The organism is Curtobacterium sp. MCLR17_044, assembly GCF_003234435.1.
In the GTDB taxonomy this organism is placed as follows: Bacteria; Actinomycetota; Actinomycetes; order Actinomycetales; family Microbacteriaceae; genus Curtobacterium; species Curtobacterium flaccumfaciens.
In genome coordinates, this window is sequence record NZ_QKTC01000019.1 from 1 (window position 1) to 26,844 (window position 26,844).

Genomic DNA, 26,844 nt, shown 5'->3' on the forward strand with positions numbered 1-26,844 from the left:
GCGAGAGGGAAACGCCCGGTCACATTCCGAACCCGGAAGCTAAGCCTCTCAGCGCCGATGGTACTGCAAGGGGGACCTTGTGGGAGAGTAGGACGCCGCCGGACTTAACGTATGAAAGATGTGGCCATCGGCCCTCCATCGAGAATTTGCAGGGGAAACCCTCGTTCTCGGTCGGGGCCGGTGGCCATTTCTGTTTCTGCCGCCGTTCGCTCGACGCCGGCTCTGGTTCGTGATGGACTGGAGGCCGACGTCGGGTGACCGACGCGGCACCCAACACAACGACACAGCGGACGAACGCCCGAGGCACTGCACCGGGCACGCGATGAGGAGCAACGGTGGCGAACGACGACGATCAGCGGCGGAACGACGGGGACCGCGGAGATCGACCCCGGCGGGACGGCGACCGGTTCCCGCGTCGCGACGGCGCTCCGCGTCGGGACGGCCAGAGCGATGGTCGTTGGTCGTCCGGTCCTCGTGAGTTCGAGCGCCGCGAAGGCGACCGTCGTGATCGTCCGCAGGGTGGAGACCGTCCGTTCCGTGACGGTGCACCCCGCCGGGACAGCGCTCCGCGTCGCGATGGGGATCGTCCGTTCCGGTCCGGCGACCGGAACGACCGTCCGTCGTGGCAGGGTGACCGTGGTGACTCCGGCCGACCGCCGCGTGGCGATGGTCCGCGCGGTGCCGATCGTCCGCGACGCGATGGCGATCGTCCGTTCCGTGGTGGCTCCGACCGCCCGGCTCGTGACGGGGATCGTCCGTTCCGTGGCGGAGGTTCTGATCGTCCGCGTCGTGACGGTGACCGCCCGTTCCAGGGTGGTTCAGACCGTCCGCGTCGTGATGGCGATCGTCCGTACCGCGGTAGCTCGTCAGACCGCCCGGCGCGTGATGGTGATCGTCCGTACCGTGGCGGGTCCTCAGACCGGCCCCGCCGTGACGGGGACCGACCCTTCCAGGGCGGTTCTGACCGTCCGCGTCGCGATGGCGACCGCCCGTACCGCGGGGGCTCCGATCGTCCCGCTCGTGACGGGGACCGCCCGTACCGCGGGGGCTCCGATCGTCCCGCTCGTGACGGGGACCGCCCGTACCGCGGGGGCTCCGATCGTCCCGCTCGTGACGGGGACCGCCCGTACCGTGGTAGTTCGTCCGACCGTCCGTTCCGCGGCGGTTCGTCGGATCGCCCGGCTCGCGACGGCGGCGAAGACCGTCGTCGTTTCGGTGACGGCAGCCGTCACGCCGGCGCCCGTTTCGGTGAGGCCGCGCGCGACGACTGGGAGGACCGCGACCCCTACGGCACCAAGTCGATCCGTCCGCGCCACGACGACCCGGAGATCCCCGAGGAGATCCAGGCGCGCGACCTCGACCCCGCGGCCCGGATGGAGTTGAAGACCCTCAGCAAGGACAACGCCGACTGGGTTGCGCGTCACCTCGTGGCCGCTGCGCTCTTCGTCGACGACGACCCCGAGACGGCCAACCAGCACGCCCTGAGCGCTGCTCGTCGTGCCGGTCGTGTCGGTGTCGTCCGCGAGACGGCGGCGATCACCGCGTACCGCCTCGGCGACTTCGCCACCGCGCTCCGGGAGCTCCGCACCTACCGTCGGATCTCCGGTCGCAACGACCAGCTCCCGATGATGGTGGACTGCGAGCGTGGCCTGGGCCGTCCGGAGCGGGCACTCGAGCTCGGTCGTTCGGTCGAGCGCTCGGCCCTCGAGACCCCGGTGCAGGTCGAGCTCGCGATCGCCATGTCCGGCGCTCGTCTCGACCTCGGGAATCCCACAGCCGCCCTCGGCGAGCTGGAGATTCCACAGCTCGACCCGTCCACCGCCTACACGTGGTCCCCGGCGCTCTACAGTGCTTACGCGGCCACGCTCGAGGAGCTCGGTCGACAGGACGAGGCCGACGAGTGGTGGGCCCGTGTGGACCGCGCGGCAGCGGCCCTCGCCGAAATCGCGGACGACAACGCTTGGGAGACAGTTGATGTGGTCGAGGAAACGCTCGAAGTCGAAGAACACGGAGACGCCGGAGACGACGACGCCGATGGCCTCGGAGCCGACGACGTCGCGACCGACGAACTCGACGGCGACGACGAATCCGCCGACGACATCGACGACGACCTCGATGACGAACCCGCCCTCGACAACCTCGACGACGACACCTCCGCAGCTGACGAGCCCGGCGAGATCGACGACGACAACCCCCGCGACGTCGACGGCTCCGCAGCCGGCTGAGCACTCGGCGGCCTTGACCGACGGCGTCGACGTGGTCCTCACCGACCTCGACGGCGTCGTCTACCGGGGCCGTAACGCCATCCCGCACGCGGTCGAAGCCCTGACCCGGGCATCGCTCACGGCGCGGGTGGGCTACATCACGAACAACGCATCGCGCCGGCCGATCGACGTCGCCGAGCACCTCGAGCGCTACGGGCTCGAGGTGTCCGAGGGCGACGTCGTCACCTCGTCACAGGCCGGCGTCCAGCTGCTCGCGACCCTGGTGCCGGCCGGAGCGACCGTCCTGGTCACCGGCGGGCTCGGGCTGTCCAGCATCGTCGAGGAAGCCGGGTTCACGGTCACCTCGAGTGCCGAGGACTCCCCGGCAGCGGTCATCCAGGGCTTCTCACCGGACCTCGGTTGGAAGGAACTGGCCGAGGCCTCCTTCGCCCTGGCCGACCCGGACGTGCCGTGGGTGGCCACGAACATGGACTGGTCGATCCCGGTCGAGCGGGGCATCGCGCCCGGCAACGGCACGCTCGTGTCCGCCGTGCACCAGGCGGTCGGCCGGATGCCCGTCGTCGCCGGCAAGCCCGAGCGGCCGATCTTCGACACGGCGGTCGAGCGCTTCGGCGGCGGTCGGACCCTGTTCATCGGGGACCGGTTGGACACCGACATCAAGGGCGCGAACGACGTCGGGATCCCGAGCGTGCTCGTGCTCACCGGCATCGACAAGGCGAAGCAGGTGCTCGCGGCCGACCAGCGCTCGCGTCCCACCTACGTGCTCGAAGACCTTCGGGGGCTGTCCCAGCCGTACCCGGAGACGGTGCGGCGCGAGGACGAGGACGGCACCCGGTACGTGACCGTCGGTACTGCGACGGTGGCGATGCGCGGGCACGTCGTCCGGGTGCTCGACGCCGGGACGGACATCGATCGGCTCCGTGCCGGCTCGACGCTCATCTGGGAGTCCGGGTTGGCCATCTACGGCCTCGACGTGGACCCGCAGCTGTACGGCGGCGAGTAGCGTGTCGGACGTGCCGAACCCCGAGCAGCCGTCCGCCGAACCCGAGCAGCAGGACGCCTTCGCCGCGCGCACCGCCGAGGCCGAGGCCCTGCCGCTCGCCGACCGCGCCGACGCCTTCTCCGCCCTGCACGACGAGCTGCGGACGCGGCTCGAGAGCGGCGGCTCCGCGAGTGCCTGAGCCGGACGGAGCCGTGCACGACGCGACCCCGGTCCGCCTCGACGCCCTCCTCGCTGCACGCGGGCTCGCACGGTCGCGCACCGTCGCCAGCAAGCTGATCCAGGACGGCCGGGTGCTCGTGGGCGGCCGTGCTGTCCTGAAGCCGTCGACGCCGACCGCATCCGACGCGGACATCGAAGTCGACGCCGCGGACGAGTGGGTCTCGCGTGCGGGCCGGAAGCTCGTCGGCGCACTCGACGCGTTCGACGTCGACCCCGCCGACCGGGTCGTGCTCGACGTGGGCGCGAGCACCGGTGGGTTCACCCAGGTGCTGCTCGCACGCGGCGCGCGCCGTGTCATCGCGCTCGACGTGGGGCACGGACAGCTGCACCCCACCATCGCGCTCGATGAACGCGTCGCCGTGGTCGAGGGGACGAACGCGCGGAACCTCACGCGCGCCGACTACCTGGCGCTCGACGGCACCGCCGCCGAGACGAGCCTGGTGGTGGGGGACCTGTCCTTCATCTCGCTCCGACTCGTCCTGCCGGCGCTGGCCGAAGCCGTCCCCGCGGACGAGTTCGTGCTCCTGGTGAAGCCCCAGTTCGAAGTGGGTCGTGGCGGTGTGCGCGAGGGCATCGTGCACGACGCCGGGCTCCGGAACGACGCGCTCATGAACGTGCTGTGGGCGGCGTGGGACCTGGGCCTCGGCACCAGTGGGCTCGCCGCGTCCCCGATCGTCGGGACACACGGCAATCACGAGTACCTGGCCCGCTTCCAGCGCGGTGTCGGGGGCAATCCGACAGAATGGAGAGTCCGGGCGACCGAACTCACGGAAGGGTCTTCATGAGTGACGAACGGCACATCCTGCTCGTGTCCCACACGGGTCGCCGTGACTCGATCGACGCTGCGGTCGAGGTCTGCGACCTCCTGCACGCGGCCGGTCTCACGCCCGTCATGCCCTTCGACGAGTACGCCGACATCCGTCGTGCCGAAGCGTCGGTCGGCAAGGTCGACATCCTCGGCGTCGACGTCCAGCCGAACCAGCTCGAGATCGTCATCGTGCTCGGTGGCGACGGCACGATCCTCCGCGCGGCCGAACTCGTGCGGAACACCGGCGCTCCGCTGATCGGGGTGAACCTCGGGCACGTCGGGTTCCTGGCCGAGAGCGAACGTGACGGCCTGTCCGAGACGGTCGAGCGTGCGCTGTCCGGCGAGTACAACGTCGAGGAACGCGTCACCCTGCAGGTCGACGTGGTCGTCGGCAACCAGATCGTCTACTCGAGCTGGGCGCTGAACGAGGCCACGATCGAGAAGGCCTCGCGGGAGCGGATGCTCGAGGTCGTCACCGAGGTCGACGGCCGCCCGCTGTCGTCCTTCGGCTGCGACGGCGTGGTCGTGTCGACCCCGACCGGCTCCACGGCGTACTCGTTCTCCGGCGGTGGCCCCATCGTGTGGCCGGACGTCGACGCGCTGCTCATGGTGCCGCTGAGCGCCCACGCCCTGTTCGCCCGACCGATCGTCGTCGGGCCGGACTGCACGCTCGCGATCGAGGTCCTGCGGCGCACGAGCGGCGTCGGTGTGCTCTGGTGCGACGGCCGACGGACCCACGACCTGCCCCCGGGCGCCCGTGTCGAGGTCCGGCGTTCGCCCGACCCGGTGCGGGTCGCCCGACTCAAGGACGCTCCGTTCACCGACCGCCTGGTCGCGAAGTTCCAGCTGCCCGTCGCCGGGTGGCGCGGCCCCCAGAGCGACGAGGACGACCGATGAGCACGGAGGACGACCGATGATCGAGGAGATCGCAATCCGCGACCTCGGTGTCATCGGTGAGACCACGCTCGAACTCGGGCCGGGCTTCACCGTCGTCACCGGGGAGACCGGTGCGGGCAAGACGATGATCGTCACCGCGCTCGGGCTGCTGCTCGGTGCGCGGGCCGATGCCGGCTCGGTGCGACGCGGAGCCTCCAGCGCCGTCGTCGAAGGTCGCTGGCACGTCCCCGAGCAGGACGCCGTCGCCGAACGCGTCGAGGACGCCGGCGGCACCGTCGAGGACGGCGAACTCATCCTCACCCGCACGGTCTCCGCCGAGGGGCGCAGCCGTGCCACGGTGGGCGGTCGGAGTGCGCCCGTGGCGGTGCTCGGCGAGCTCGCCGACCAGCTCGTCACCGTGCACGGGCAGTCGGACCAGATCCGCCTGACCTCGGCAACGGCGCAGCGGGCTGCCCTCGACGGGTTCGGGGGAGCCTCGCTCGAGAAGGCCCTCGCCCGGTACGTCGCCGCGTACGACGCCTGGCAGCAGCACGCCGGTGACCTCGAGGTCCTGGTCCGCGACCGGGACGACCGTGTGGCCGAGGCCGAGCGGATCCGCGCGGCCTCCGACGAGATCGAGGCCGCCGACCCGCAGCCCGGCGAGGACGTCGAGCTGGCCGAACGCGCCGAACGGTTGGGCAACCTCGAGGAGCTCCGGTTGTCCGCTGCCCTGGCGCACGAGGCGTTGTCCAGCGAGTCCCTCGACGGCGTCTCCGACGTCGTCGGCCTGGTCGAGTCCGCACGCCGTGCCGTGGAGCGCGTCGCGTCGTCGGACAGTGCCCTGCAGCCGGTGCTCGAGCAGCTCACGGAGCTCGGGATCCAGGCGGCCGAGGCCTCAGCGAGCATCTCGAGCTACCTCGGTTCCCTGGAACCCGAGGCCGGGCACGACCTCGAACTCATCAACGAACGCCGAGCCCTGCTGGCCGGCCTCACCCGCAAGTACGGCGAGACGGTGGACGACGTCATCGCCTACGGACAGCGCGCGAGCGACCGGCTGCTCGAGCTCGACGGCGACGACGACCGGATCGCGGCGTTGCAGCAGTCGGTCGAGCAGGACGAGCAGGCGCTCGAGTCCGCCGCCGCCGCGCTCACGACGGCGCGCACCAAGGCGGCGACCGACCTGGCGAAGCGCGTGACCGCTGAGCTGAAGACCCTCGCGATGGGTGGCGCGACCCTGGTGGTCGAGGTCACCGACGCCGGCGAGTACCGCCGGCACGGCCGTGACCAGGTCACCATCCTGCTCCAGCCGCACTCCGGCACCGACCCCCGGCCGATCGGCAAGGGGGCGTCCGGCGGTGAGCTGTCGCGCGTGATGCTCGCGATCGAGGTCGTCATGGCCGGCAGCACCACGGTGCCGACGTTCGTCTTCGACGAGGTCGACGCCGGTGTCGGCGGGGCGGCGGCGATCGAGATCGGCCGACGGCTGGCGAAGCTCGCCGAGCGCACGCAGGTCATCGTCGTCACGCACCTGGCCCAGGTCGCGGCCTTCGCGAACAACCACCTCAACGTCGTGAAGGACGCCAGCGGGGCCGTCACGTCGTCGAGCGTGCGCCGGCTCGAGGGCGAGGACCGGCTGCAGGAGATGGCACGGCTGCTCTCCGGACTCGGTGACAGCGCCAGCGGCATCGAGCACGCCCGCGAGCTGCTCGACGTGGCCGGCCAGCGAGCCTGACGACCAAGCAGGCGGGTGCCGCCCGCCGACCCGGCCACGGCCCGAGGACCCGGCCACCCACCCGCGCAACGCCCACGGCGAACCGAGGTCGCGCCTCCCGGCAGTTCTGACGTACGATGGAATCCCGTGGCGGACACTCTCAGCGGCGGTACCAATTCTTCGAACTCGACCCCGAAGGTGACGAAGCAGATCTTCGTGACCGGCGGGGTCGTCTCGTCTCTCGGCAAGGGCCTGACGGCGGCCAGCCTCGGCAACCTGCTCACGGCTCGCGGCCTCAAGGTCGTCATGCAGAAGCTCGACCCGTACCTCAACGTGGACCCGGGCACCATGAACCCGTTCCAGCACGGCGAGGTCTTCGTGACCGACGACGGTGCGGAGACGGACCTCGACATCGGGCACTACGAGCGTTTCCTCGACATCAACCTGTCGCAGGCCGCGAACGTCACGACCGGTCAGGTGTACTCGACGGTGATCGCCAAGGAGCGTCGCGGCGAGTACCTCGGCGACACGGTGCAGGTCATCCCGCACATCACCGACGAGATCAAGCGCCGGATGCGCGAGCAGGCGCAGAACGACCCCCAGCCCGACGTCATCATCACCGAGGTCGGTGGCACCGTCGGCGACATCGAGTCGCAGCCGTTCATCGAGTCCGCCCGTCAGGTGCGGCACGAGCTCGGCCGCAACAACGTGTTCTTCGTGCACGTCTCGCTGGTGCCGTTCATGAACGCCTCGGGTGAGCAGAAGACCAAGCCGACGCAGCACTCCGTCGCCGCGCTCCGGTCGATCGGCATCCAGCCCGACGCGCTCGTGCTGCGGTCGGACCGTCCGGTGTCGGAGTCGAACAAGCGCAAGATCGCGCTGATGTGCGACGTCGACGAGGACGCCGTGGTGAACGCCGTCGACGTCCCCTCGATCTACGACCTGCCGACGCTGCTGAACAACCAGGGCCTCGACCAGGTCATCGTGGAGGCGCTCAAGCTCGACGCCGGTCCGGTCGACTGGACCGCGTGGACCCCGGTGCTGAAGGCCGTGCACGAGCCGAAGAAGGCCGTCACGATCGCCCTGGTCGGCAAGTACATCGACCTGCCGGACGCCTACCTGTCCGTCACGGAGGCGCTCCGTGCCGGCGGCTTCGCGCACGACGCCAAGGTGACGCTGAAGTGGGTCGTGTCCGACGACTGCACCACGCCCGAGGGCGCGGCGAAGCAGCTCGGCGACGTCGACGGCATCTGCATCCCCGGTGGGTTCGGCGTACGCGGCATCGAGGGCAAGCTCGGCGCGCTGAAGTTCGCGCGTGAGCAGGGCATCCCGACGCTCGGCCTGTGCCTCGGCCTGCAGTGCATGGTCATCGAGTACGCCCGCCACGAGGTCGGTCTGACCGACGCGTCGAGCACCGAGTTCGACCCGGAGACCTCCACCCCGGTCATCGCGACGATGGCGGAGCAGGTCGACATCATCGCCGGCGGCGACCTGGGTGGCACGATGCGCCTGGGCCTGTACCCGGCGTCGTTCACCGAGGGCTCGCTGGCGGCGGAGCTGTACGGAGCGCCCGAGGCCTCCGAGCGGCACCGTCACCGCTACGAGGTGAACAACAAGTACCGCGAGCAGATCGCGGACGCCGGCCTCGTCTTCTCGGGCACCTCGCCCGACGGTACGCTGGTGGAGTACGTCGAGCTCCCGCGCGACGTGCACCCGTTCTACATCGCCACGCAGGCGCACCCGGAGCTCCGCTCGCGTCCGACCGATGCGCACCCGCTGTTCGCGGGGCTCGTCGCGGCCGCGATCGAGCGCCACGAGGCGTCCAGCCTGTTCGACCCGCAGACCGAGGAGCAGGTCGCGTAAGCGCCGGTCTCCACGATCGGACGGGAGGCGCGGTGCCAGCTGGCACCGCGCCTCCCGTCCGTCCGGGGTCGCGTCCACGGCACCTGGTTCCGGACACGGAACCGCGGAACGACGCGGTGCTGTGTCCGGAACCTGGTTCCGACGGGGGCGCCCGGCGCACGCGTGCTTGGATGGAGCCGTGACAGACGCACCGATCGCTGACGAGTCCGCCTCCTTCGAGGTCACCGAATCCACCGTGGTGTACGAGGGCGCCGTCTGGGACGTGCGCCGCGACACCGTCGCGTACAACGGCGACTCGATGGTCCGCGAGTACATCGACCACACGGGCGCCGTCGCCGTGTACGCCGAGGACGACGAGGGCCGCGTCCTGGTCATCCAGCAGTACCGGCACCCGGTGCGGCTGCGCGACTGGGAGCTGCCCGCCGGCCTGCTCGACATGGAGGGCGAGGACCACCTGACTGCTGCGAAGCGCGAGCTGGGCGAGGAGGCCGACCTCGAGGCCGACATGTGGGAGCCCCTGGTCCGCTACAACACGTCCTCGGGTGGCAGCGACGAGTTCATCCAGATCTACCGGGCGCGCGGTGTGCGATCGACCGAGTCCGCGTTCGAGCGCGAGGCGGAAGAGGCCGACATCGTGACGCGCTGGGTCCCGCGGGCGGAGCTGCTCGAGGGGATCCTGGGTGGTCGGCTCAACAACTCGGCCCTCGTCGTCGCGACGCTCGCCGTCGAGGCCATCGAACAGCGCGGCAAGTGAGCGGGTCAGCGGCCGACGGTCTGCGCGAGCTGGTCGCCACGGGGACGTGGACGCACGAGCCGGACGCCGCCGAGTTCGACGGCGACGTGTTCCGCGTCACCGCGGTCGAGGGCAGTGACGCCTGGCGGACGACCTCGTACGGGTTCGTGCACGACTCCGAGCACGCGCTGCTGCAGCCGACGGACGGGCCGTTCTCGGTCGAGGCGTCGTTCGTGCTCGACTACGCCGAGCAGTTCGACCAGGCCGGGGTGTTCCTGCGCGTCGACGAACAGACCTGGATCAAGGCCGGTGTGGAGTTCTCGGACGGAGCGCCGCAGCTCGGCGCCGTGGTGACGCGGGGGTTCTCGGACTGGTCGGTGTCGCCCGTGCCGGAGTGGGTGGGCCGGGTGGTGACCGTCCGCGCGAGCCGCGATGGCGACGCCGTGACGATCCGGGCGTGGGCCGAGGGTGAGGAGCCCCGACTCGTCCGGGTCGCATACCTCGACCCGGACGCCGTCGTGTCCGCGGGTCTGCTGTGCGCCGGGCCGACGCGGGCCGGGCTGACCGTGACGTTCACCGAGTTCCGCGTGGGCACGCCGGACGAGGCGTTGCACTGACGGCAGGTGACCCGCGCCGGTTAGCCTGCTGAGGTGATGCCCCTCGACCGTGCCGCGGAGACGTACCTGCGGCACGTCGCGATCGAGCGGGGACTCTCGCAGCACACGTTGTCGGCGTACCGGCGGGACCTCGCCGTGTTCACGTCGTGGTTGGCGGCCGCTCCGGTCGTCGAGTCGGACGGTGCGGACCGGGCCGGGGGATCCTCGGCGCTGCAGGACGTGGCACGTTTGGCGCGGGCGGACGTCTCGGGGTTTGTCGAGCACCTCGCCACGCGACCATCGGGACCGTTGGCGCCACGGTCGATCGCGCGGATGCTCAGTTCGGTCCGTTCGTTCACCGCCTTCGCCGCGGGAGAGGGCTGGTTGCCGCTCGACCCCGGCACCGCCGTCCGGCCCCCGAAGGCTCCGATGCGGCTACCGAAGGCGATCCCCGTCGAGGACATGGAACGGCTGCTCGGGGCGGTGTCCGTCGACGCCGACGACCCCGTTCAGCTGCGGGACAAGGCCCTGCTCGAGCTGCTCTACGCCACCGGCGCGCGGATCTCCGAGGCGGTGGGGCTGTCGGTCGACGACGTGACGACGCTGTCGGACGCCGACGGCGAGCTCTCGGTCGTGAAGGTCACGGGCAAGGGCAACAAGCAGCGGATCGTGCCGCTCGGCAGCTTCGCCCGGGCAGCGATCGACGCGTACCTGGTGCGGGCACGGCCGGTGTTCGCGGCACGAGGGCCATCGACGCCGGCGCTGTTCCTCGGGGCCCGTGGATCGCGATTGTCGCGGCAGAGTGCCTGGCTCGTGATCCAGGCCGCCGCTGCTGCCGCCGACCTGGAGGCGCACGTGTCACCCCATACGTTCCGGCACTCGTTCGCGACGCACCTGCTCGAGGGCGGTGCCGATGTGCGTGTGGTGCAGGAGTTGCTCGGGCACGCGAGTGTCGCCACGACGCAGATCTACACGATGGTCACGGCGGACATGCTGCGGGACGTGTACCAGACGGCGCACCCGCGGGCGCGGCGGTAGGCAGGCCCGCCCTCAGAACAGGTGGAACTGGGCCGACGCGGCGATGGCGGTCGTCGTCACCGCGACGACTAGGGCGCTCGCCGAAGCGCTCCGCGCCAAGACCGCCCAGGCACCGACGGCCCCGGGACGCACGATGCCGATGACCCCGCACGCCACGGCGAGCAGTCCCGCCAGGCCCCAGGGGTTCGCGACGACCGAGACCACGGCGAGCAGCACCGCGAGCACCGTGAACACGCAGAGCCGACGGTCGCCGGCGGTGCCCGATGCCCACGCGTCCGTCCGGATCGCCGCGGTCTGCACCGAGAACGACGGCCCCACCGGCGCGACGACGATCGGCGTGACCGGGTCAGCAGCAGCCGCGGGGACCCGCGTGGCTGCGCCCCAGGTGCGACCGTCCCACCAGCGCAGACGACGGGCGTCCTGCGGGTCCGGGAACCAGCCTGCGGCCGGCAGCGTCACGGTTGCTCCTCGAGGTGCGGGGTGGATCGACGCTCCCGAGCCTAGGAGCGCGGTCGGCCTCGCCCCAGTCCCCAGCCGGGTGTCAGCACAAGGGGGGACCGGACCGGTGCACTACGGTCGGGGCGTGCCCTCGACGCTCGACGACTTCTGGACCGCGCGACGCAGCGAGCGTCCGAGCCTTCCGGAGGCCGTGCCGGAGGCGTGGTCCTTCGGCGCGACCCCGGAGCAGGCGGACGCGCTCCTGCAGCTCGTGCTCGACGGGGTCAAGGTCGGCACGGCGTCGTCGCTCTGGGACTACGAGGCGACCGGCGATCCGCTGCCCGCGGCCGACGAGGTGAGCATCGTGACCGACGGCTCGGGTGCGCCCCGTGCCGTCATCGAGACGACGGCGGTCCGGGTGGTGCCGTTCGACCAGGTCGACGCCGACCACGCCTGGGCCGAGGGGGAAGGACACCGGACGCTCGACCACTGGCGGACCGTGCACGAGGCGTTCTGGCGCGCACACTCGGAGAACCCGCGGGGGTTCGCGCCGGACATGCCGGTCGTGTGCGAGCGGTTCCGGCTGCTCTGGCCGAACGGCTGAGCCCGAGCCCGAGACCAGGCCCGAGCCCGAGCCCGAGACCGATCCGGGGTCAGGCTGGGACCGGCTCCGCGTCGACCTCGGTGAACACGTCCTTCACGGCGGCGAGCAGCCGGGCGTTGAAGTCCACACCGAGTGGGTTCGGCATTGCTAATAATGTACATTCATCGTCGTGCCGGTCACAGATGAGGACTTCCCCGGAAATGAGGAACTGAAGCAAGCCAGGCCTAAAGTCCGCAAGCTGCTTGACGCCTATCAAGCGGGCACCTTGACTGCGGCGATTGCCTTCCCGGAAGTGGAACTTCTCGATGCAAGAGCCAAGAAGCTAGAGTCTCAGCGGGACGAGTTCAAGGCAGCTCATTCGGCACCAGTCAGCCCGCTGCGTCGATCCAGCGATGCGCTCGATGAGCTGTTGGAGCTGCGAGGACAGTTCTTACGAGTGACCCCGGCCTTGCCTTCCACCGCCGGTGCTCGCGTCGGGGAGTCCGACGATGACGAACCTTCTAAGGTGTACCCCAGTCCGGCCCGGAACAATGATCGGGTGCAGGAACTTCCCTTCGCCGCTACAGACGAGGAAACCGCGGAACTCAACAAGCTGCTTCGGGGTGAGTTCCAGTGGGTCGCCATCAGGAAGGGGAAGCCAGGCCGGCAGAGTGCCGAACGATTCGCTTCCAGGATTGATCCGCTCTGGAGGTGATCCACCGTTCGAGTGGAGAGGAGCTGGCTACATGCCACTACCCAGCTCCTCTCAGCATCACGAGGCGGCAGCGCGATCGAGCGTCGTGACCTTCGAGTACAGCGCGCGGAGCGACTGATCCGACATGTCGATGATTGGCTCGTACATGAACGAGTTAAGGTGAAGCGTCTCCGCCGTCGTCAGAAGTACTGATCGAAGTACCCGGAGTTCTTCTGGCTGTGCAGTGCCGCCCTCTTCGACCAGCTTAAATAGCGCCCAGGTCTGATTCTTTGTGATCGCGTCGGTCGCGTTGGGGTCGCTGATCAGCTTCAACATGTACGACTCTGCGCGGAGACGGAGTGCAATCGCGAGAACGATCTTGTTCGCGAAGTTCACGCCTTCATCCGCGTCGAGGCATTCATCCGCTTCGTGCCAAATCGCGTCAATGACGGTCTCGTCCCCCTCGGACCAGGCGTTCGCCTCGGTCCCCATGAAGGTCGTATGGAACAAGGCGTCGAGGTCTGCTTGAGTGATTGCACGCGAATCTGTCTTGAGGTGCAGTAGAGAGGTGAGCCGGAGGTAGCTTGAGTCCTGATTGCCCCGGCTGTATTCAAGGATGTTGCGAGCGAATGGGATACACGCGATGCGTTCACGAGCGTTCGTGAACATCTTGCCCTTAAGGTCGCCTTCGAATGGGTTCTGAATGAGCTGACTGTTCATCGCTTCAAAACGAACGCGATCGGTGCTTTTCTCTGCGACGAAACAGCCACCCCAGCTGACTACCTCCCGACCGCGGATGGTGCGCAGGAAGTCAAAGTTGTGTGTCAGGATCACGAGCCGGAAATGTGCCTCGGCCTCCATCTCCTTCAGATAGTGAATGATGGCGTACTTGTTTTTGTAGTCAAAGGAGTCGGCAATGTCGTCGATGATGAAAAGGCTCAGCTCGCCGGACTTTCGCCTAGCTTCCACCTCGAAAAGGATGTTGAGGATGTAGAGCGCCTTCTTCTCGCCCGTGCTCAGCACCTGCAGGAGGTGTTCACGGTCCACTTGCGTGGAACCGCCGCCGTCTTCGAACTCGAAGTCCACGGTCAAAAACGGTTCCTGGGCGAGCATGACCTGCACGCGATTTTTCGGGATGAGCTTGAACGGTACATCGAAGCGATCGTTGAACTGCTCGATGACTTCTTCCCACTGAGTGCGCTCTGCCGCTGCTGTCTTCAGGATTTCCCGGCGGCGCTCCCGCGAGGACTTGTGCAGACGCACCGCTTCACCGAAAAGCTCGTCGTGAATCTTGAAATAGGAGACCCAGAGCTTTTCCTTGAAGCGATCGATGTTCTCGAACTCAACGAGGAGTTCCGGGCGTCCCGAGATGAACTTGAAGAAGTCGCGTGTAGCTTGATTGGCGTTGAGGGCCTTGCCCAGCCGTTCCAGCCCGGCTGCCAAGTCTGGATCCTCGTGGATGCGTCGTTTCTCCTCAATGATGAGAGTCGTGAGCTCGTTCTCGCTCGAAATCTCATGGGGTTCGTACTCGCCTGCGAGAAGGAGCGAGTGCTTGGCCTTGAAGTAACCGTGGCTCACGAGGCTCTTGCTCACGGTTTCCGCGTTGTAGTAGTTGAACGATTCCCGGCTGAAGAAAGTGGAGTCGTCTAGAAGCTGGTTCAGCCGCTTTACATAGTCGGCGAGTAGGTGGCTGAGGTCCGGGTCGGAAAGGACTTTGTCGACGCTGCTGTTGAAGAGAGTGTCGTAAGGGACTCCGGCAAAGACGGGCTCCTCGAGCTCCTCGACTTCGTAGCTGACCCGGGTGAGAGCCTCAAAGAAGTTGTCCTCCTCTTTGGTGAAGACCTGTGAGACTAGTTGAGCCACATCTTGCTTGGTCTGTGCGGTCTTCTTCAGTTCTTTGGTTAGATCGCCCTGAATCTTCGACAGCCCCTTCTGGATGCTTTCGAACTCCTTCCGAAGCGATGCATTCACCAGCAAGGTGGTCGCGTATTTGTCCGGCGCGTACTGTTCGTCGTACGCCAAGAAGACGGCGACGGATTCCGGCGTGATTTCGTTCCCCGAGTCGTCGTGGATCTTCCGGACCGTGTCCCGGTCAGGGAAGATATGGTCGGAGGACTCCTCGCCGCGAGCCAGGTCAAGGAAGGTCCTCGCGAAGCTGGATTTCATCGTCCCGTTCGGCGCGTAGATCGCGATGCTTCGTCGCGGCTCCGGGGTGTTCCTCCTCAAGCGCTCGAACGGCAGTGTGGCGTCTAGCTCTCGGATGCCGTGACAGTTGCGGAGCGAGAGTTGGAGGTTCCTCATGTCGCAGGATCCTAGCGGCACTGGGTAGCAAGCAAGGGGGCAGTCCGAACCGGTTTCTTGGCGTGCGGGGAGCTGGACGACCGGGGGTCAACGCTGCAGTGACCAGTGAGCCTCCGCTCGGACGGGTAAGACCGCTGATGTCAAAGGTAAGGGCCGGGGCGACCTTCACGAAACCCCGACCGTCCACTTCTGCGATCGAGATGGGCCGGTGCGAGACAGATAGGATGAGCAACGCTCAGCGGTGGAGGGATGACCATGCGGGATGTGTTCAGGGCGTACTACGCGCCGTCCGGCGACGAACTTGATGCTCTTTGGATGGAGGGCATCATTGTGCTGGATACCAATACGCTATTGAACTTCTTCCGCTACACGCCAAGTACCCGTGACGAGTTCTTGAGTGTGCTTGAAAGCCTTCGTGCTTCACTTTGGATTCCGCATCAGGTCGGCCTTGAGTTCCAGCGGCGAAGACTCGAAGTTATCAGCAATACCGCGGATGCCTTTTCGAAGATCAAAGCGTCCGTTGACACGGCGAAGAACGCCGTCAACAACAAGCTCAACGAGTACAAGCATCACCCGTCGCTCAACCGCAATGAGCTAACAAGGGAGCTGGACAAGCTCTTCGAACGCTTCTCGGCGAAGGTCGACGCCCAGGCGGAACAGCATGAGAGATGGATCGCTGGCGATGGTGATCCCGAAAAGACCTTTCTCCGTATCAGTGACCTATATGAACAGCGGGTCGGGCAAGGGTTCTCCCGCGAGGAGCTAGACGCCATCAAGGACGACGGCAAGCAACGCTACGAGAACAAGGTGCCGCCGGGGTACAAGGATGCGAACAAGACAAACGGCAACGAGTACGGGGATCTCATCATCTGGAAGGAGATCCTGAGCTTCGGCCAGCGCATGAAGAAACCAGTCATCTTCGTGACCGACGACGCCAAGGAAGATTGGTGGCTCATTGAGCGGGGGAAGACGCAGGGCGCGCGGCCCGAACTCATTGATGAATATTGGGCGTCGGCTGAACAGCGTATCCACCTGTATGAACCGCTTCAGTTTCTCAAACACGCGAAAGAGCGAACGCAGATTGCGGTGAGCGACAACTCCCTGGACGAGGTTGAGGAGGTGTCGAGTGGTAACGAGCGGGCGCGACGAGTGCTGCACGAGCGCCGGGAGCAGCTTGTCCACCTTCGAGAAGCCCAGTTGCGGAACCTCGAGCGGCACCGCTCCGATGGCCAACCCCTGAGACAGCGGGCGGACATGCATTCTGAGCTCGAGATTCTTACCGAGGAGCAGCGGTTCCTGGAGACGCAGCGGCAGGTCCTGGAAGCACGCGGGCGGGGCCTCGTCAATGAAGTAGACGAGCTCGACCCGACCTACAGGGACGAGGCGCATATGCTCCAAGTCACCTCGACCTATGAAGAGCGCGCCGCTGTGGAGACCCGACTGGCACACTTGGCCAAACGGAGAGAAGCTCTGGAGCGTGGCATCAGACAGCGCCCGCCACGAGACGAACGGATGACTGCCGTCTGGGAGCGGCGAGTGCGAGCGATCGAAGAAGAGTTGCATGATGTATCGCTTGCTCTGGACGAACTCGAGAGCTGATCCACGAGACCGTCGGCGCAGTTGAGAACTTCGGAGAGCTGTTCTCCTGCCGACCCCTGAATCGGTGCTGGCGACGCCTGTGGGCGGTGCGGCGAGATCGGCTGCATGGTTGTGAGCCGACTGATGGAGTTGGGCATTGGTACTTTGCGGACAGATCGGCCGCGCTGTGGGGGTGAGTTCGTCGCTTAGACGCGCGTGCCCAATGCGGGCACGATGTCGCGCACGATCGACGTCAGCATTCGTACACAAAAATCAACGCCAAGCTGGTTCGGCACGGTGACGAGCACGGTGTCGGCAGCCCGGACGGCCTGGTCGGCCGCGAGCTCCGCGACGAGCCGTTCGGGCTCACCGATGTAGGACCGGCCGAACCGGGCCAGCCCGCCGTCGAGGTGCCCGACCTGGTCCTGCCCCTCGACCTGGGCGCGCACGCCGAAGTAGTGGCGCGACTCGTCGTCGATGATCGGGATGATGCTGCGCGAGACCGAGACGCGCGGTTCGCGGTCCCAGCCCGATTCGGACCACACCCGGCGGAAGCGCTCGATCTGCTCGGCCTGCAGCTGGTCGAAGGGCACGCCGGTGTCCTCGGTCAGCAGGGTCGAGGACATCAGGTGCATACCCTGCTCGGCGGTCCACTCAGCGGTGGCACGGGTGCCGGCACCCCACCAGATCCGGTCGCCGAGCGAGTCGGACAGCGGGGAGATCGGCAGGGACCCGACCGAACCGGTCATCTGCGGGTTGGCGTTGGCCATCGGCTCGCCGGCGATCGCACGGCGGAACACGTTCGTGTGCGCTCGGGCCATGTCGCCGCCGTTCTCGTCGGAGGCGTCGGGCACGTAGCCGAACTGCTGGTAGCCGGCCAGGGCGGTCTCGGGTGATCCCCGCGAGACACCGAGCTGCAGTCGCCCGCCGGAGATGAGGTCGGTGGCCGCGGCTTCTTCCGCCATGTAGAGCGGGTTCTCGTAGCGCATGTCGATGACGCCGGTGCCGATCTCGATCCGGCTGGTCTTCGCGGCGATGGCGGAGAGCAGCGGGAACGGCGCGGCCTGCTGCGGCGCGAAGTGGTGGACGCGGAAGTAGGCGCCGTCGACGCCGGCTTCCTCGGCTGCGACCGCGAGGTCGATCGCCTGCACCAGGGCCTCCCGCCCGCTGCGCACCTTCGACCCCGGCACGTCACGCCAGTGTCCGAACGACAGGAACCCGATCTTCGTCATGTCCATGCGAACGCATCCGGAGGCGGGGCCATTCCACCGCGACTACCGTGGCGGGATGGAGGACCCCCGCCCCGCACTCGAGGCCGAACGCGCCCGCAACGAACGGCTGCTCGCCGAGGTCGAGCGGAGCATGCGTGACGTCAGCGACGCCCGGCAGGACGCGAACTCCGACGACGAACACGACCCGGAGGGTGCGACCCTGGCCTGGGAACGCGGCTCGCTCGGTGCGGTCCGCGACGGCGCCCAACTGCGGATCCGCCAGGTGGACGCAGCGCTCGTACGACTCGACGACGGCACCTACGGGCGCTGCACGGTCGGCGGCGAGCCGATCCCGGAGGCCCGGCTGGCCGCCGTCCCGTGGGCGGCGACGTGCGTCGCGCACGCGTGAGGGGCACGCGATCGGTGCCGCCTGACGGCCTGGAGGCGCGGGCTGTCCCCGCCACGCGCCTCCCGGCATGCGCACCCCGCGTCCACCCCGTGCGCCGCTGATTCCCAGCCGCGCGCCCTACGTTTTCGGCATGGACGGCGACCCGAACGACCGACCCGGCGAAGCCCGGGCCGACGGCGCGCCGCGCCAGCGCTTCCAGTGGTTCCACCGCCTGCGCACCTGGATCCACGCGCGGCCGCACGTGCACCTGCTCTACAAGGTGCTGGTCGGTCTGGTGGGCGGGCTGGTCGTCATCATCGGGCTGATCCTGGTGCCGCTGCCGGGCCCGGGGTGGCTCGTGGTGTTCATCGGCCTCACGGTGCTGGCGAGCGAGTTCCACTTCTTCCACAAGATCATCACGTGGCTCAAGGCGCAGCTGCACCGCTTCTGGGACTGGGCCAAGCGGCACGGGCCGAAGCGTCTGCGCGATGCTGCGGACCGGGGCAAGGCCGACGTCGATGCTGCGCACACCGGGGCAGCGCGGACCGTCGGGGTGCGTGCGCGCGCTCGCGGGACGAACTCGGCGCGACCGGGCCACTAGCGCCGCGGACGGGCGCTGGTGCTGTCGGCACCGTGCGGCGCTGGTCACCGCGTGCGAGGTTGATGGCTCCGTGCGGCGCTGCAGACTCGCACAGAGCAATCAACCTCGCACCGAATGCGCGTCGGACCGTGCCTACTCGGCCGCGACCCGGATCGAGCCGGTTGCGGTGCGCTCGATGACCTCGGCGGCGCGCTCCTCGACCTCGGCGGCGTCCTTCGACGACAGTTGCAGCACGAGGGCGACGACTGCGGCGAGCACGATGAAACCGCCGTACCCGGCGATGACCGGGACGAGTCCGACCGAGGGCTCGAGCAGGCCGCCGATGACCGAGGGCACCCCGAACGCCAGGTAGCTGACGACGTAGATCGTGGAGAGCAGTCCGGCACGGTGGGTCGGGGCAGCGGTGGCGAGCAGCATCCGCAGCGGCGCCTGGAACCCGGCGCCGAATCCGACACCGGCGATGGCGCTGCCGACGACCATGCCCGGCAGGGAGTGCGCGAACACGAACGACACGGTGACGATCGGGCCGAGCACGAGGGCCACGAGTCCGAGCAGGACCGCGCGACGGGTGTCCATCCGCTGGATCGCCAGGCCGGTCAGCGCGCCGACGCCGGTGACCACGGCGATGAGCGCACCGGCGGCGAAGTGGTTGGTGATGCCGAACACCGTGCCCAGCGCCGAGGGCACGAGCGACAGGAACATGCCGCCGAGGGCCCAGCTGGCGACGAGCGAGCCGGCGACGCCGCGGAACAGCCGGCGTGAGGACCGCGGCACGCTGATCGTCGGACGCAGGGAGCGAAGAGCGCCGGGACGACGCTGCACCTGCTCGGGGACGACGAACAGTGCGAGCACCAGCAGCACGAGGAGCGCGCCGAACAGCAGGTAGACGAGCTGCTCCGGTGCCGGACCCCACTGCACCAGCGCGCCGCTCGACATCGCGCCGGTGGCGAGTGCGATCGGCGGGATGACGCCGTTCAGCACGCCGGCCATGGTCGGGTGGCGTTCGAGGGAGTTGTCGATGAGGGCCGCACCGAGGGCCCCGATGAGCAGCCCGACCGAGACACCCTGCACGATCCGGTCGACGATGAGCGCGACGACCCCGTCCGCCATCGCGAACAAGCCGAGCGACAGTGCGACACCCAGGCCGCCGACGACCAGGACAGGCTTGCGGCCGACGTGGTCGGACAGGCGACCCGCGACGAGCAGGCTCGCGAGCAGGCCGGCGACGTAGATGGCGAAGACCCCGGTGAGCATGAGCGGGGTGAGGTGCCACTCGGCTGCGTAGACCGGGTAGATCGGCGACGGCACGGCCGACGACGCGACCGAGACCAGGAGCATCGCCGCCAGGATCCAGAACCCGGCGACCGAACGAGCTGACTGGTGCATGCGCACCCCTTTCCATCACCGTGCAGTACGACTGCATTCGTACCGCACTCGAACAGTACGACGCAAGTCGTACAGCAAGCCGAACGGTGGTAGCGTCCCGTCCATGCCCGCGCACGTCGATGCTCCTGAACGGCTGCCGCAGCCGTCCGTGGCCGAGATGGACCTCCCGGTCGTGATGGACGCCCTGAGCGATCCGATCCGGCTCGCGATCCTGCACCGCTACCTGGTCGACGCGGCCGGGGGTGAGCGCAGCTGCGGCTGGGTCGGCATCGACCGGCCGAAGTCCACGCTGACCCACCACTTCCGGGTCCTGCGCGAGGCCGGTCTGCTCGAGCAGCACCTGGAGGGCCTGACCCGCGTCAGCCGCGTCCGCGTCGAGGACGTGCAGCAGCGGTTCCCCGGGCTCCTCGACCTGGTGCTCGACTGGCAGGTCCCCGCGGCCCTGCTGCGCGAGGGGATCGCCTCGTGAGCGACGGTGCAACCGCCGGCGTGGACACTGTGCACACGCTGCCGTCGATCGTCGCGGACCCCGCCGTCACCACGGCGCTCGCCGCGGACCTGACAGCGGCCGGCTTCACCGTCGACCGGCTCGACTCCCTGTGGGGTGCCGAGGCCGCCGCATCGCTGCACCGCGGTTCGCGGGTCGCCGCGCTCCGTGCGCTCGCCGCCCGCGAGACCACGCCGCTCGGCACCCTGGCGACGCTGTTCGTACTCGGCCTGCCGGTGGCGAGGGCGGAAGCCGCCGCGGCGTTCCCGACCGCCGGACTCGACGCCGTAATCGCCGCGGGCCTGCTGCGCAGCGAAGGCGACGGCAACGGCGCAGACGGGCTCGTCCGCCCCACCGTCGACCTGCGCCCCTACGCCTTCGTCGACGACCTCGGCGCCGGCAGCTGGTGGATCGTCTCCGACCTCGGCGAGCTCGCCCTCGGGCACGCCATCAGCGAGGAACACGTCCTCGGCATCGGCGGCGCCACCACGACGCTGAGCGGCCTGCAGGTGCCCGTGCCGGTCGAGCGGGTGCTCGACCTCGGCACCGGGTGCGGCATCCAGGCCATGCACGCGCGGCGCTTCGCCGACCACGTGGTCGCCACCGACATCTCGCGCCGTGCCCTCGACATCGCCCGGTTCAACGCCCGACTCAACGGCATCGACGGCATCGACTTCCGGTTCGGCTCACTGTTCGAGCCGGTCGCGGGAGAGCGCTTCGACCGGATCGTGTCGAACCCGCCCTTCGTCATCACACCCCGTCGCGAGGGCGTCCCGTCGTACGAGTACCGCGACGGCGGCATGGTCGGCGACGCCCTGGTCGAGACGGTGCTCCGCGGCCTGTCCGACCACCTGGAGCCCGGCGGCACCGCTCAGCTCCTCGGCAACTGGGAGTACCACTGGGGCGTCGACGGCCTGGACCGCGTGCGCGCCTGGTTCGCCGACACCGACCTCGATGTGTGGGTGATCGAGCGCGAGCGGCAGGACCCGACGTCCTACGCGGAGACCTGGATCCGCGACGGCGGGACGAAGCCCGGCACGGCCGAGTTCGACACCCTGATGGCTGCCTGGCTCGATGACTTCGCGGACCGTCGCGTCACCGGCGTCGGCTTCGGCTACGTCGTGGTGCGTCGACCCCTGCCGGGAGGCCCGTCCGGCCTCCGCCGGTTCGAGCGGGTCCCCGAGACGCTCGGCTCCAACCCCGCGGGCCTCGGTGCGACGGTTGCCCGCGTCCTCGACGCAGCCGCCTGGCTCGCCGCGCACGACGATGCCGCGCTCGCCGCCGCCCACCTGTCGGTGGCCGGTGACGTCACCGAGGAGCGGTACTACTGGCCGGGCAACGACGACCCCACCGTGATGACCCTGGTGCAGGGCGGCGGGCTCGGGCGCCGGGCGGACGCGGACACCGCACTCGCGGCGTTCGTGGGCGCCTGCGACGGTGACCTGTCCGTCGCGGCGATCATCGGCGCGCTCGCGCAGATCACCGGCGTGGACGAGCAGGCGCTCGCCGCCGACCTGCTGCCGGCGGCGCGCGACCTGGTGCTCGACGGGCTGCTCGTCCCCGCCGCCTGACGATCAGGCGCGGTGGTCGCGCCAGCTGTGTTCGGGCGTGTAGCCGAGGAGTTCGCGGGCCTTCTCCGACGACAGCAGTGAGCTGACACCGTCGATGTCCGCACGGCGCTCGATGTCCGGCACGAAGCGCTCGACGAGCTCGATGGTCGGGGTGTCCATCACCGTGTCGGGGCTGGCGATGACGAACGCCTCGAACCCGGTGAGGTCGGCCTCGAGCGCCCGTCGGACGGCCTGGGCCCCGTCGCGGGAGTCGATGTACGACCACAGGTTGAACGTCTTCGCCTCGGGGGTGGCGTCCCACGGGAACGCCGGGTAGTCGGTCTCGTCCATCACGTTCGAGAAGCGCAGACCGATCATCTTCAGCTCCGGGTCCCAGCGCGTGAAGTGGCGGGCCATCTCCTCTTCCACCGCCTTGCCGAGGGAGTACGACGACTGCGGGCGGACCGCGAACTCCTCGTCGACCGGCAGGTAGGGCGGGTGGTGCTCGCCCATCGGGATGCCGAGCAGGGTCTCGCTCGACGCCCACACGACGTTCTTGATCTTCGCGGCACGGGCTGCGTGGAAGACGTTGATCGACGAGGTCACGTTGTTCGTGATGAGGGCCACGTCGGGGACCTGCCCCGGGGCCGGCACCGCCGCGAGGTGCACGACGGCGTCGACGTGGTCGTACCGGTCGTCGATGCCGAGCAGCGCGTTCAGGACCTGGCCGTGGTCGGTCAGGTCGATCCGCACGAACGGGACTCGCTCGGGCTTGTCGGGCGAGGGGACACGGTCGAGCAGGACCACGTCGTACCCGTGCGCATCGAGGTCACGCACCACCGCTCGTCCGAGCTTGCCGCTGCCACCGGTCACCACTACACGCGTCATCGCGTCACTCCACATCGTCGTCGGAACACACCCTGGCGGGCACCGACCATCCTGCCCCGCCGCACCTGACGCGACCAGGCCCTGTCCGTACCCCACTGCGGAACCAGGTTCCGGACACGACACCACGGGATCGCGCGGTGCTGTGTCCGGAACCTGGTTCGGGCGGGGCGGGGGAGCCCGTCAGGCGGTGGGGGCGACCTGGGCGATCGCGAGGCGGGCGACGAGCTCGACGTGCTCGGCCATGTCGCGGGTGGGGTCGAAGAGCCACTGGATCTGCATGCCGTCGGACACCGCGAGCAGCACGCTGGTGAGTTCGTCGGGGTCGATGTCGGTACGCAGCCGACCGTCCTGCTGCATGGTCCGGAAGTCGGCGGACAGGTCGCGGCGGCTGCGTTCGTAGCGCTCGCGGAAGTACTCGTGCGCCGGGTGCTCGGCGTCGGTGGCAGCGGCGGCGGACAGGTTGACGAACATCTGCACCAGGCCCGGGACCTCGGCGTTGTGCCGCACGATCGCCGCGAGCAGGGCTGCCGGGTCCGCGGCCTGCCAGTCGTGCGCGAGGTCGAGCTCGTCGCGGCGGCGGAGGATCTCGACCCAGAGCTCGTCCTTGGAGTCGAAGTAGTGCAGCAGGCCGGCCTGGGTCAGCTCCACGGCGTCGGCGATGTCCTTGATGCTCGTCCGCCGGAAGCCCTGGGACGCCACGAGGTCCAGCGCGACCGTGAGGATCTCCTCGCGCTTCGCGATGCCCTTTGCGTACGAACCCCGTCGTGCCATGGCCAGACTGTACCGCCCGCAGGAGACCCGAGAAAACCAAGCAACGGTTGGTTTTCGGTGGTACGGTGCAGGAGCTGCCAGCGCGGGCGGCGAACCCGGTGGATGGTGGGTGTGGGCGACGAGGCCCCGGCCGTCCAGGCGGCGCCCCGCGGCCCTGAACGAGAGGACCGACCACCGTGACCACCGTGAACGACGCGAGCACCGCCTCCAGTCCGTCGACGCCGCTGACCGAGCGCATCGATGCGCTCCTCGGCCAGCTGACCACCGACGAGAAGGTGCAGCTGCTCACCGGACGTGACTTCTGGACCACCTGGCCCATCGAGAAGATCGGGCTGCGCCGGATCCTGATGTCGGACGGACCTTCGGGCGTGCGCGGCGAGGTGTGGGACGAGCGCGACCCGTCCCTGAACCTGCCGTCGGCGACCGCGCTGAGTGCCTCGTGGGACCGCGCGATCGCGAAGCGCTACGGCGCCGCCGCCGCGGTGGAGGCCCGCCGCAAGGGCGTCGACGTCGTGCTCGGCCCGACCATCAACCTGCACCGGTCCCCGCTCGGTGGCCGGCACTTCGAGGCGTTCAGCGAGGACCCGGTGCTCACGGGTGACCTGGCCGCGTCGTACGTCGACGGCGTGCAGGAGAACGGTGTCGCCGCGACCCCGAAGCACTACATCGCGAACGACTACGAGACCGACCGCTTCACCGCGTCGACCGAGGTGTCGGACCGTGCGCTGCGCGAGCTGTACCTGCTGGCGTTCGAGAAGGCCGTGACCGAGGCGCACGCCTGGGCGATCATGTCGTCGTACAACGCGATCAACGGCGTGACGGCGTCGGAGAACGACCTGCTCGAGACCCCGCTCAACTCGGAGTGGGGCTTCGACGGCATCGTCGTGTCCGACTGGACCGGGGTGCGTTCGGTGGACTCGGCGAAGGCGTCGCAGGACGTCGCGATGCCCGGGCCGAACCCGTGGTGGAGCGAGGGCCCGCTGCTCGCCGCAGTCCAGTCCGGCGAGGTGCCGATGGCGGCGATCGACCGCAAGGTCCGCCGGATCCTGACCCTGGCCGCACGCGTCGGCGCGCTCGAGGGCTTCGAGCCCGTCGCCGCGTCGCCCGTGCACGTCGAGGACGGCATCGCGTTCGTGCGCGAGGCCGAGGCCGAGGGCACGGTCCTGGTCCGCAACACCGGTGTCCTGCCGCTCGACGCCCCTGCCGTGTCACGCATCGCGGTGATCGGGCACAACGCCGACCAGGCCCGCACGCAGGGCGGTGGCTCGGCCACGGTCGTGCCGTCGCAGGTCGTGTCACCGCTGGACGGCATCCGTTCGGCGTTCCCCGGCGCGAGCGTGGACTACGCGATCGGCGCCGTCGTGCAGGAGGGCATCGCGGAGTTCCCGCTGTCCACCATCACGAACCCCGGCACCGGGGAGCCCGGCGCCCGGGTCGCCTTCGTCAAGGACGGCGAGGAGCTGTTCGTCGAGGACCGCCGCGCGACGGCACTGTTCTGGTTCGGCGGCGACGCCCCGACGCGTGAAGCCGACCGGCTCGACATCACCACCACCTACACGGCCGAGTCGACCGGCACCGTGCGGTTCGGCATCGGCGCGGCCGGACGGTCACGCATGTGGATCGACGGCGAACTGCTGCTCGACGAGGACGTGCCGTTCGAGGGCGACCAGCTCGGTGCCGCGTTCCTCAACCCGCCGGCGCGGTCGGTGCCGGTCGAGGTGACCACCGGCCAGCAGGTCGCGATCCGCATCGAGTACGACATCGTGCAGGACGAGACGCTCGGCGGCGTGCTGGCGTACCAGTTCGGCACCGAGCCGTCGGACGACGACCCCGCCGTGCTCATCGAGGCCGCGGTGGACGCCGCCCGTGGTGCGGACGTCGCCGTGGTCGTGGTCGGCACGAACTCCAAGGTCGAGTCCGAGGGCTACGACCGCTCCTCGTTGGCACTGCCCGGCCACCAGGACGACCTGGTGCGCGCGGTCGCCGCGGCGAACCCGAACACGGTCGTCGTCGTGAACGCCGGGTCGCCGGTCGAGATGCCCTGGCGGAACGACGTCGCCGCGGTGCTGCTGACCTGGTTCGGCGGGCAGGAGTACGGCAACGCGCTGGCCGACGTGCTGACGGGGGCACAGGAGCCCGGCGGCCGCCTGCCCACCACGTGGCCCGTCGCGATGGCCGACGTCCCGGTGCTCGACGTCACCCCGGTCGACGGGAAGGTCGCCTACGACGAGGGCGTCCACGTCGGCTACCGGGCCTGGCTGCGGGTCGGCACGGATCCGGCGTACCCGTTCGGCCACGGCCTCGGCTACACCACGTGGTCGATCGATGGCGTCTCCGCGACCCCGACCGTGCGCGAGGGCGACGCCGTCATCGTCACGGCGACCGTCGCGAACACGGGCGACCGGTCCGGCAAGCACGTCGTGCAGGTCTACGCGTCCCGTGCGGAGTCCGCAGTCGACCGCCCGGTGCGCTGGCTGGTCGGGTTCGCCCCGGTCCGGCTCGCCGCGGGCGCCTCGACGGAGGTCTCGATCGAGGTCCCGGCGCGAGCCTTCGCCCACTGGGACGGCTCGTGGCAGTACGAGTCGGGGACCTTCACGCTGCACGTCGGTGCCTCGGTCGTCGACGACGCCGGAACCGCGTCCCTCGAACTGGAGTGACGAAGTCGTCCGGTTTCCGCGCAGCTCCCGACTCCGTTCAGTAACATCGTTCTGCGCGAGTCGGCTGGTTACCGTCCGCGCACGCACCGACTACGGGGTCGCTGGGTGAGCGACTCGGTCTCCTGATCCGGCCGTTGTTGCCCTGGCCTCCCCGGTGCGTCCCAGAATGCGTCCCCGCGTCCGCGCGGGGACGCATTCGTCGTTCCGGCCCCGATGCGCACCGGTGAACCGGTTGCCGC

General features: G+C 69.1%; 24 protein-coding genes and 1 rRNA gene. 19 read left to right on the forward strand and 6 right to left on the reverse strand.

Annotated elements, in window-relative coordinates; all coding sequences use genetic code 11:
* The 11 genes from rrf to DEJ04_RS13995 all read left to right on the forward strand — a co-directional run.
* Window positions 1-104 (forward strand): 5S ribosomal RNA (gene rrf, locus DEJ04_RS13945); the annotation flags it as partial.
* 1,269 nt (window positions 105-1,373) lie between these two features.
* A complete protein-coding gene (locus tag DEJ04_RS18490; protein WP_111047472.1) occupies window positions 1,374-2,225 on the forward strand; it encodes a hypothetical protein in 852 nt (283 codons plus the stop codon).
* Window positions 2,226-2,238: 13 nt separating this feature from the next.
* Entirely contained in the window at window positions 2,239-3,228 is a 990-nt protein-coding gene (locus DEJ04_RS13960; protein WP_111032681.1) for an HAD-IIA family hydrolase, read from the forward strand.
* Window positions 3,229-3,238: 10 nt separating this feature from the next.
* Complete coding sequence (locus DEJ04_RS18495; RefSeq protein WP_181422652.1) at window positions 3,239-3,406, forward strand: hypothetical protein; 168 nt, start codon at window positions 3,239-3,241, stop codon at window positions 3,404-3,406.
* On the forward strand, window positions 3,399-4,232 hold the full coding sequence (locus DEJ04_RS13965) for a TlyA family RNA methyltransferase (protein WP_111047473.1): 834 nt from the start codon (window positions 3,399-3,401) through the stop codon (window positions 4,230-4,232). Before DEJ04_RS18495 ends, DEJ04_RS13965 begins: the two co-directional genes overlap by 8 nt.
* Window positions 4,229-5,152 carry an NAD kinase gene (locus DEJ04_RS13970; protein ID WP_071245131.1) on the forward strand — a complete coding sequence of 308 codons (924 nt, stop codon included), beginning with the start codon at window positions 4,229-4,231 and terminating at the stop codon, window positions 5,150-5,152. Before DEJ04_RS13965 ends, DEJ04_RS13970 begins: the two co-directional genes overlap by 4 nt.
* 16 nt (window positions 5,153-5,168) lie before the next feature.
* Window positions 5,169-6,863 (forward strand): DNA repair protein RecN, encoded by a 1,695-nt coding sequence (gene recN / locus DEJ04_RS13975; RefSeq protein WP_111047474.1) that lies wholly within the window; start codon window positions 5,169-5,171, stop codon window positions 6,861-6,863.
* 126 nt (window positions 6,864-6,989) lie between these two features.
* The gene (locus DEJ04_RS13980) at window positions 6,990-8,705 is read left to right on the forward strand and encodes a CTP synthase (protein WP_110864214.1); all 1,716 of its coding nucleotides are present in this window, start codon (window positions 6,990-6,992) and stop codon (window positions 8,703-8,705) included.
* 178 nt (window positions 8,706-8,883) lie between these two features.
* Window positions 8,884-9,459, forward strand: a complete 576-nt coding sequence (locus tag DEJ04_RS13985; protein WP_111047475.1) for an NUDIX hydrolase — start codon at window positions 8,884-8,886, stop codon at window positions 9,457-9,459.
* On the forward strand, window positions 9,456-10,055 hold the full coding sequence (locus tag DEJ04_RS13990) for a DUF1349 domain-containing protein (protein WP_111047476.1): 600 nt from the start codon (window positions 9,456-9,458) through the stop codon (window positions 10,053-10,055). The genes DEJ04_RS13985 and DEJ04_RS13990 overlap by 4 nt, the downstream gene beginning before the upstream one ends.
* 36 nt (window positions 10,056-10,091) lie before the next feature.
* Entirely contained in the window at window positions 10,092-11,072 is a 981-nt protein-coding gene (locus DEJ04_RS13995) for a site-specific tyrosine recombinase XerD (RefSeq protein ID WP_111047477.1), read from the forward strand.
* Between the two features lie 12 nt (window positions 11,073-11,084).
* Here DEJ04_RS13995 and DEJ04_RS14000 read toward each other — a convergent pair whose 3' ends face one another.
* Window positions 11,085-11,531 carry a DUF2510 domain-containing protein gene (locus DEJ04_RS14000; RefSeq protein ID WP_111030659.1) on the reverse strand — a complete coding sequence of 149 codons (447 nt, stop codon included), beginning with the start codon at window positions 11,529-11,531 and terminating at the stop codon, window positions 11,085-11,087.
* 124 nt (window positions 11,532-11,655) lie between these two features.
* Here DEJ04_RS14000 and DEJ04_RS14005 point away from each other — a divergent pair, with 124 nt between their 5' ends.
* Window positions 11,656-12,114: an ASCH domain-containing protein gene (locus tag DEJ04_RS14005; protein ID WP_220035571.1), complete on the forward strand. Its 459-nt coding sequence runs from the start codon at window positions 11,656-11,658 to the stop codon at window positions 12,112-12,114.
* A gap of 169 nt (window positions 12,115-12,283) precedes the next feature.
* Window positions 12,284-12,808 carry a hypothetical protein gene (locus DEJ04_RS18500; RefSeq protein WP_181437829.1) on the forward strand — a complete coding sequence of 175 codons (525 nt, stop codon included), beginning with the start codon at window positions 12,284-12,286 and terminating at the stop codon, window positions 12,806-12,808.
* A gap of 57 nt (window positions 12,809-12,865) precedes the next feature.
* On the opposite strand, the gene DEJ04_RS14015 is transcribed toward DEJ04_RS18500, so the two are convergent.
* Window positions 12,866-15,088 carry a phage infection protein gene (locus tag DEJ04_RS14015; RefSeq protein WP_111047480.1) on the reverse strand — a complete coding sequence of 741 codons (2,223 nt, stop codon included), beginning with the start codon at window positions 15,086-15,088 and terminating at the stop codon, window positions 12,866-12,868.
* A gap of 255 nt (window positions 15,089-15,343) precedes the next feature.
* On the opposite strand from DEJ04_RS14015, the gene DEJ04_RS14020 reads away from it, so the two are divergent.
* A complete protein-coding gene (locus tag DEJ04_RS14020) occupies window positions 15,344-16,687 on the forward strand; it encodes a PIN-like domain-containing protein (RefSeq protein ID WP_146248716.1) in 1,344 nt (447 codons plus the stop codon).
* A 185-nt stretch (window positions 16,688-16,872) separates the two neighbouring features.
* On the opposite strand, the gene DEJ04_RS14025 is transcribed toward DEJ04_RS14020, so the two are convergent.
* Window positions 16,873-17,904 carry an LLM class flavin-dependent oxidoreductase gene (locus DEJ04_RS14025; protein WP_111047482.1) on the reverse strand — a complete coding sequence of 344 codons (1,032 nt, stop codon included), beginning with the start codon at window positions 17,902-17,904 and terminating at the stop codon, window positions 16,873-16,875.
* Window positions 17,905-17,953: 49 nt separating this feature from the next.
* Between DEJ04_RS14025 and DEJ04_RS14030 the strand changes: the two genes are divergently transcribed.
* A complete protein-coding gene (locus DEJ04_RS14030) occupies window positions 17,954-18,286 on the forward strand; it encodes a TraR/DksA C4-type zinc finger protein (protein WP_111047483.1) in 333 nt (110 codons plus the stop codon).
* Window positions 18,287-18,416: 130 nt separating this feature from the next.
* The gene (locus DEJ04_RS14035) at window positions 18,417-18,866 is read left to right on the forward strand and encodes a TIGR02611 family protein (protein ID WP_071405873.1); all 450 of its coding nucleotides are present in this window, start codon (window positions 18,417-18,419) and stop codon (window positions 18,864-18,866) included.
* A 132-nt stretch (window positions 18,867-18,998) separates the two neighbouring features.
* On the opposite strand, the gene DEJ04_RS14040 is transcribed toward DEJ04_RS14035, so the two are convergent.
* Window positions 18,999-20,252, reverse strand: coding sequence for an MFS transporter (locus tag DEJ04_RS14040; protein WP_111032691.1), 1,254 nt, complete (start codon window positions 20,250-20,252; stop codon window positions 18,999-19,001).
* 103 nt (window positions 20,253-20,355) lie between these two features.
* Here DEJ04_RS14040 and DEJ04_RS14045 point away from each other — a divergent pair, with 103 nt between their 5' ends.
* The gene (locus DEJ04_RS14045; RefSeq protein WP_071245119.1) at window positions 20,356-20,721 is read left to right on the forward strand and encodes a helix-turn-helix transcriptional regulator; all 366 of its coding nucleotides are present in this window, start codon (window positions 20,356-20,358) and stop codon (window positions 20,719-20,721) included.
* The gene (locus tag DEJ04_RS14050; RefSeq protein ID WP_258371388.1) at window positions 20,718-22,310 is read left to right on the forward strand and encodes a methyltransferase; all 1,593 of its coding nucleotides are present in this window, start codon (window positions 20,718-20,720) and stop codon (window positions 22,308-22,310) included. The genes DEJ04_RS14045 and DEJ04_RS14050 overlap by 4 nt, the downstream gene beginning before the upstream one ends.
* A 3-nt stretch (window positions 22,311-22,313) precedes the next feature.
* On the opposite strand, the gene DEJ04_RS14055 is transcribed toward DEJ04_RS14050, so the two are convergent.
* Together DEJ04_RS14055 and DEJ04_RS14060 are read right to left on the reverse strand one after the other, a co-directional pair.
* A complete protein-coding gene (locus DEJ04_RS14055; protein WP_071245140.1) occupies window positions 22,314-23,177 on the reverse strand; it encodes an NAD(P)-dependent oxidoreductase in 864 nt (287 codons plus the stop codon).
* Window positions 23,178-23,357: 180 nt separating this feature from the next.
* Entirely contained in the window at window positions 23,358-23,948 is a 591-nt protein-coding gene (locus tag DEJ04_RS14060) for a TetR/AcrR family transcriptional regulator (protein ID WP_111024889.1), read from the reverse strand.
* A gap of 176 nt (window positions 23,949-24,124) precedes the next feature.
* Here DEJ04_RS14060 and DEJ04_RS14065 point away from each other — a divergent pair, with 176 nt between their 5' ends.
* The gene (locus tag DEJ04_RS14065) at window positions 24,125-26,605 is read left to right on the forward strand and encodes a glycoside hydrolase family 3 protein (RefSeq protein ID WP_111047484.1); all 2,481 of its coding nucleotides are present in this window, start codon (window positions 24,125-24,127) and stop codon (window positions 26,603-26,605) included.
* Window positions 26,606-26,844: the final 239 nt, after the last annotated feature.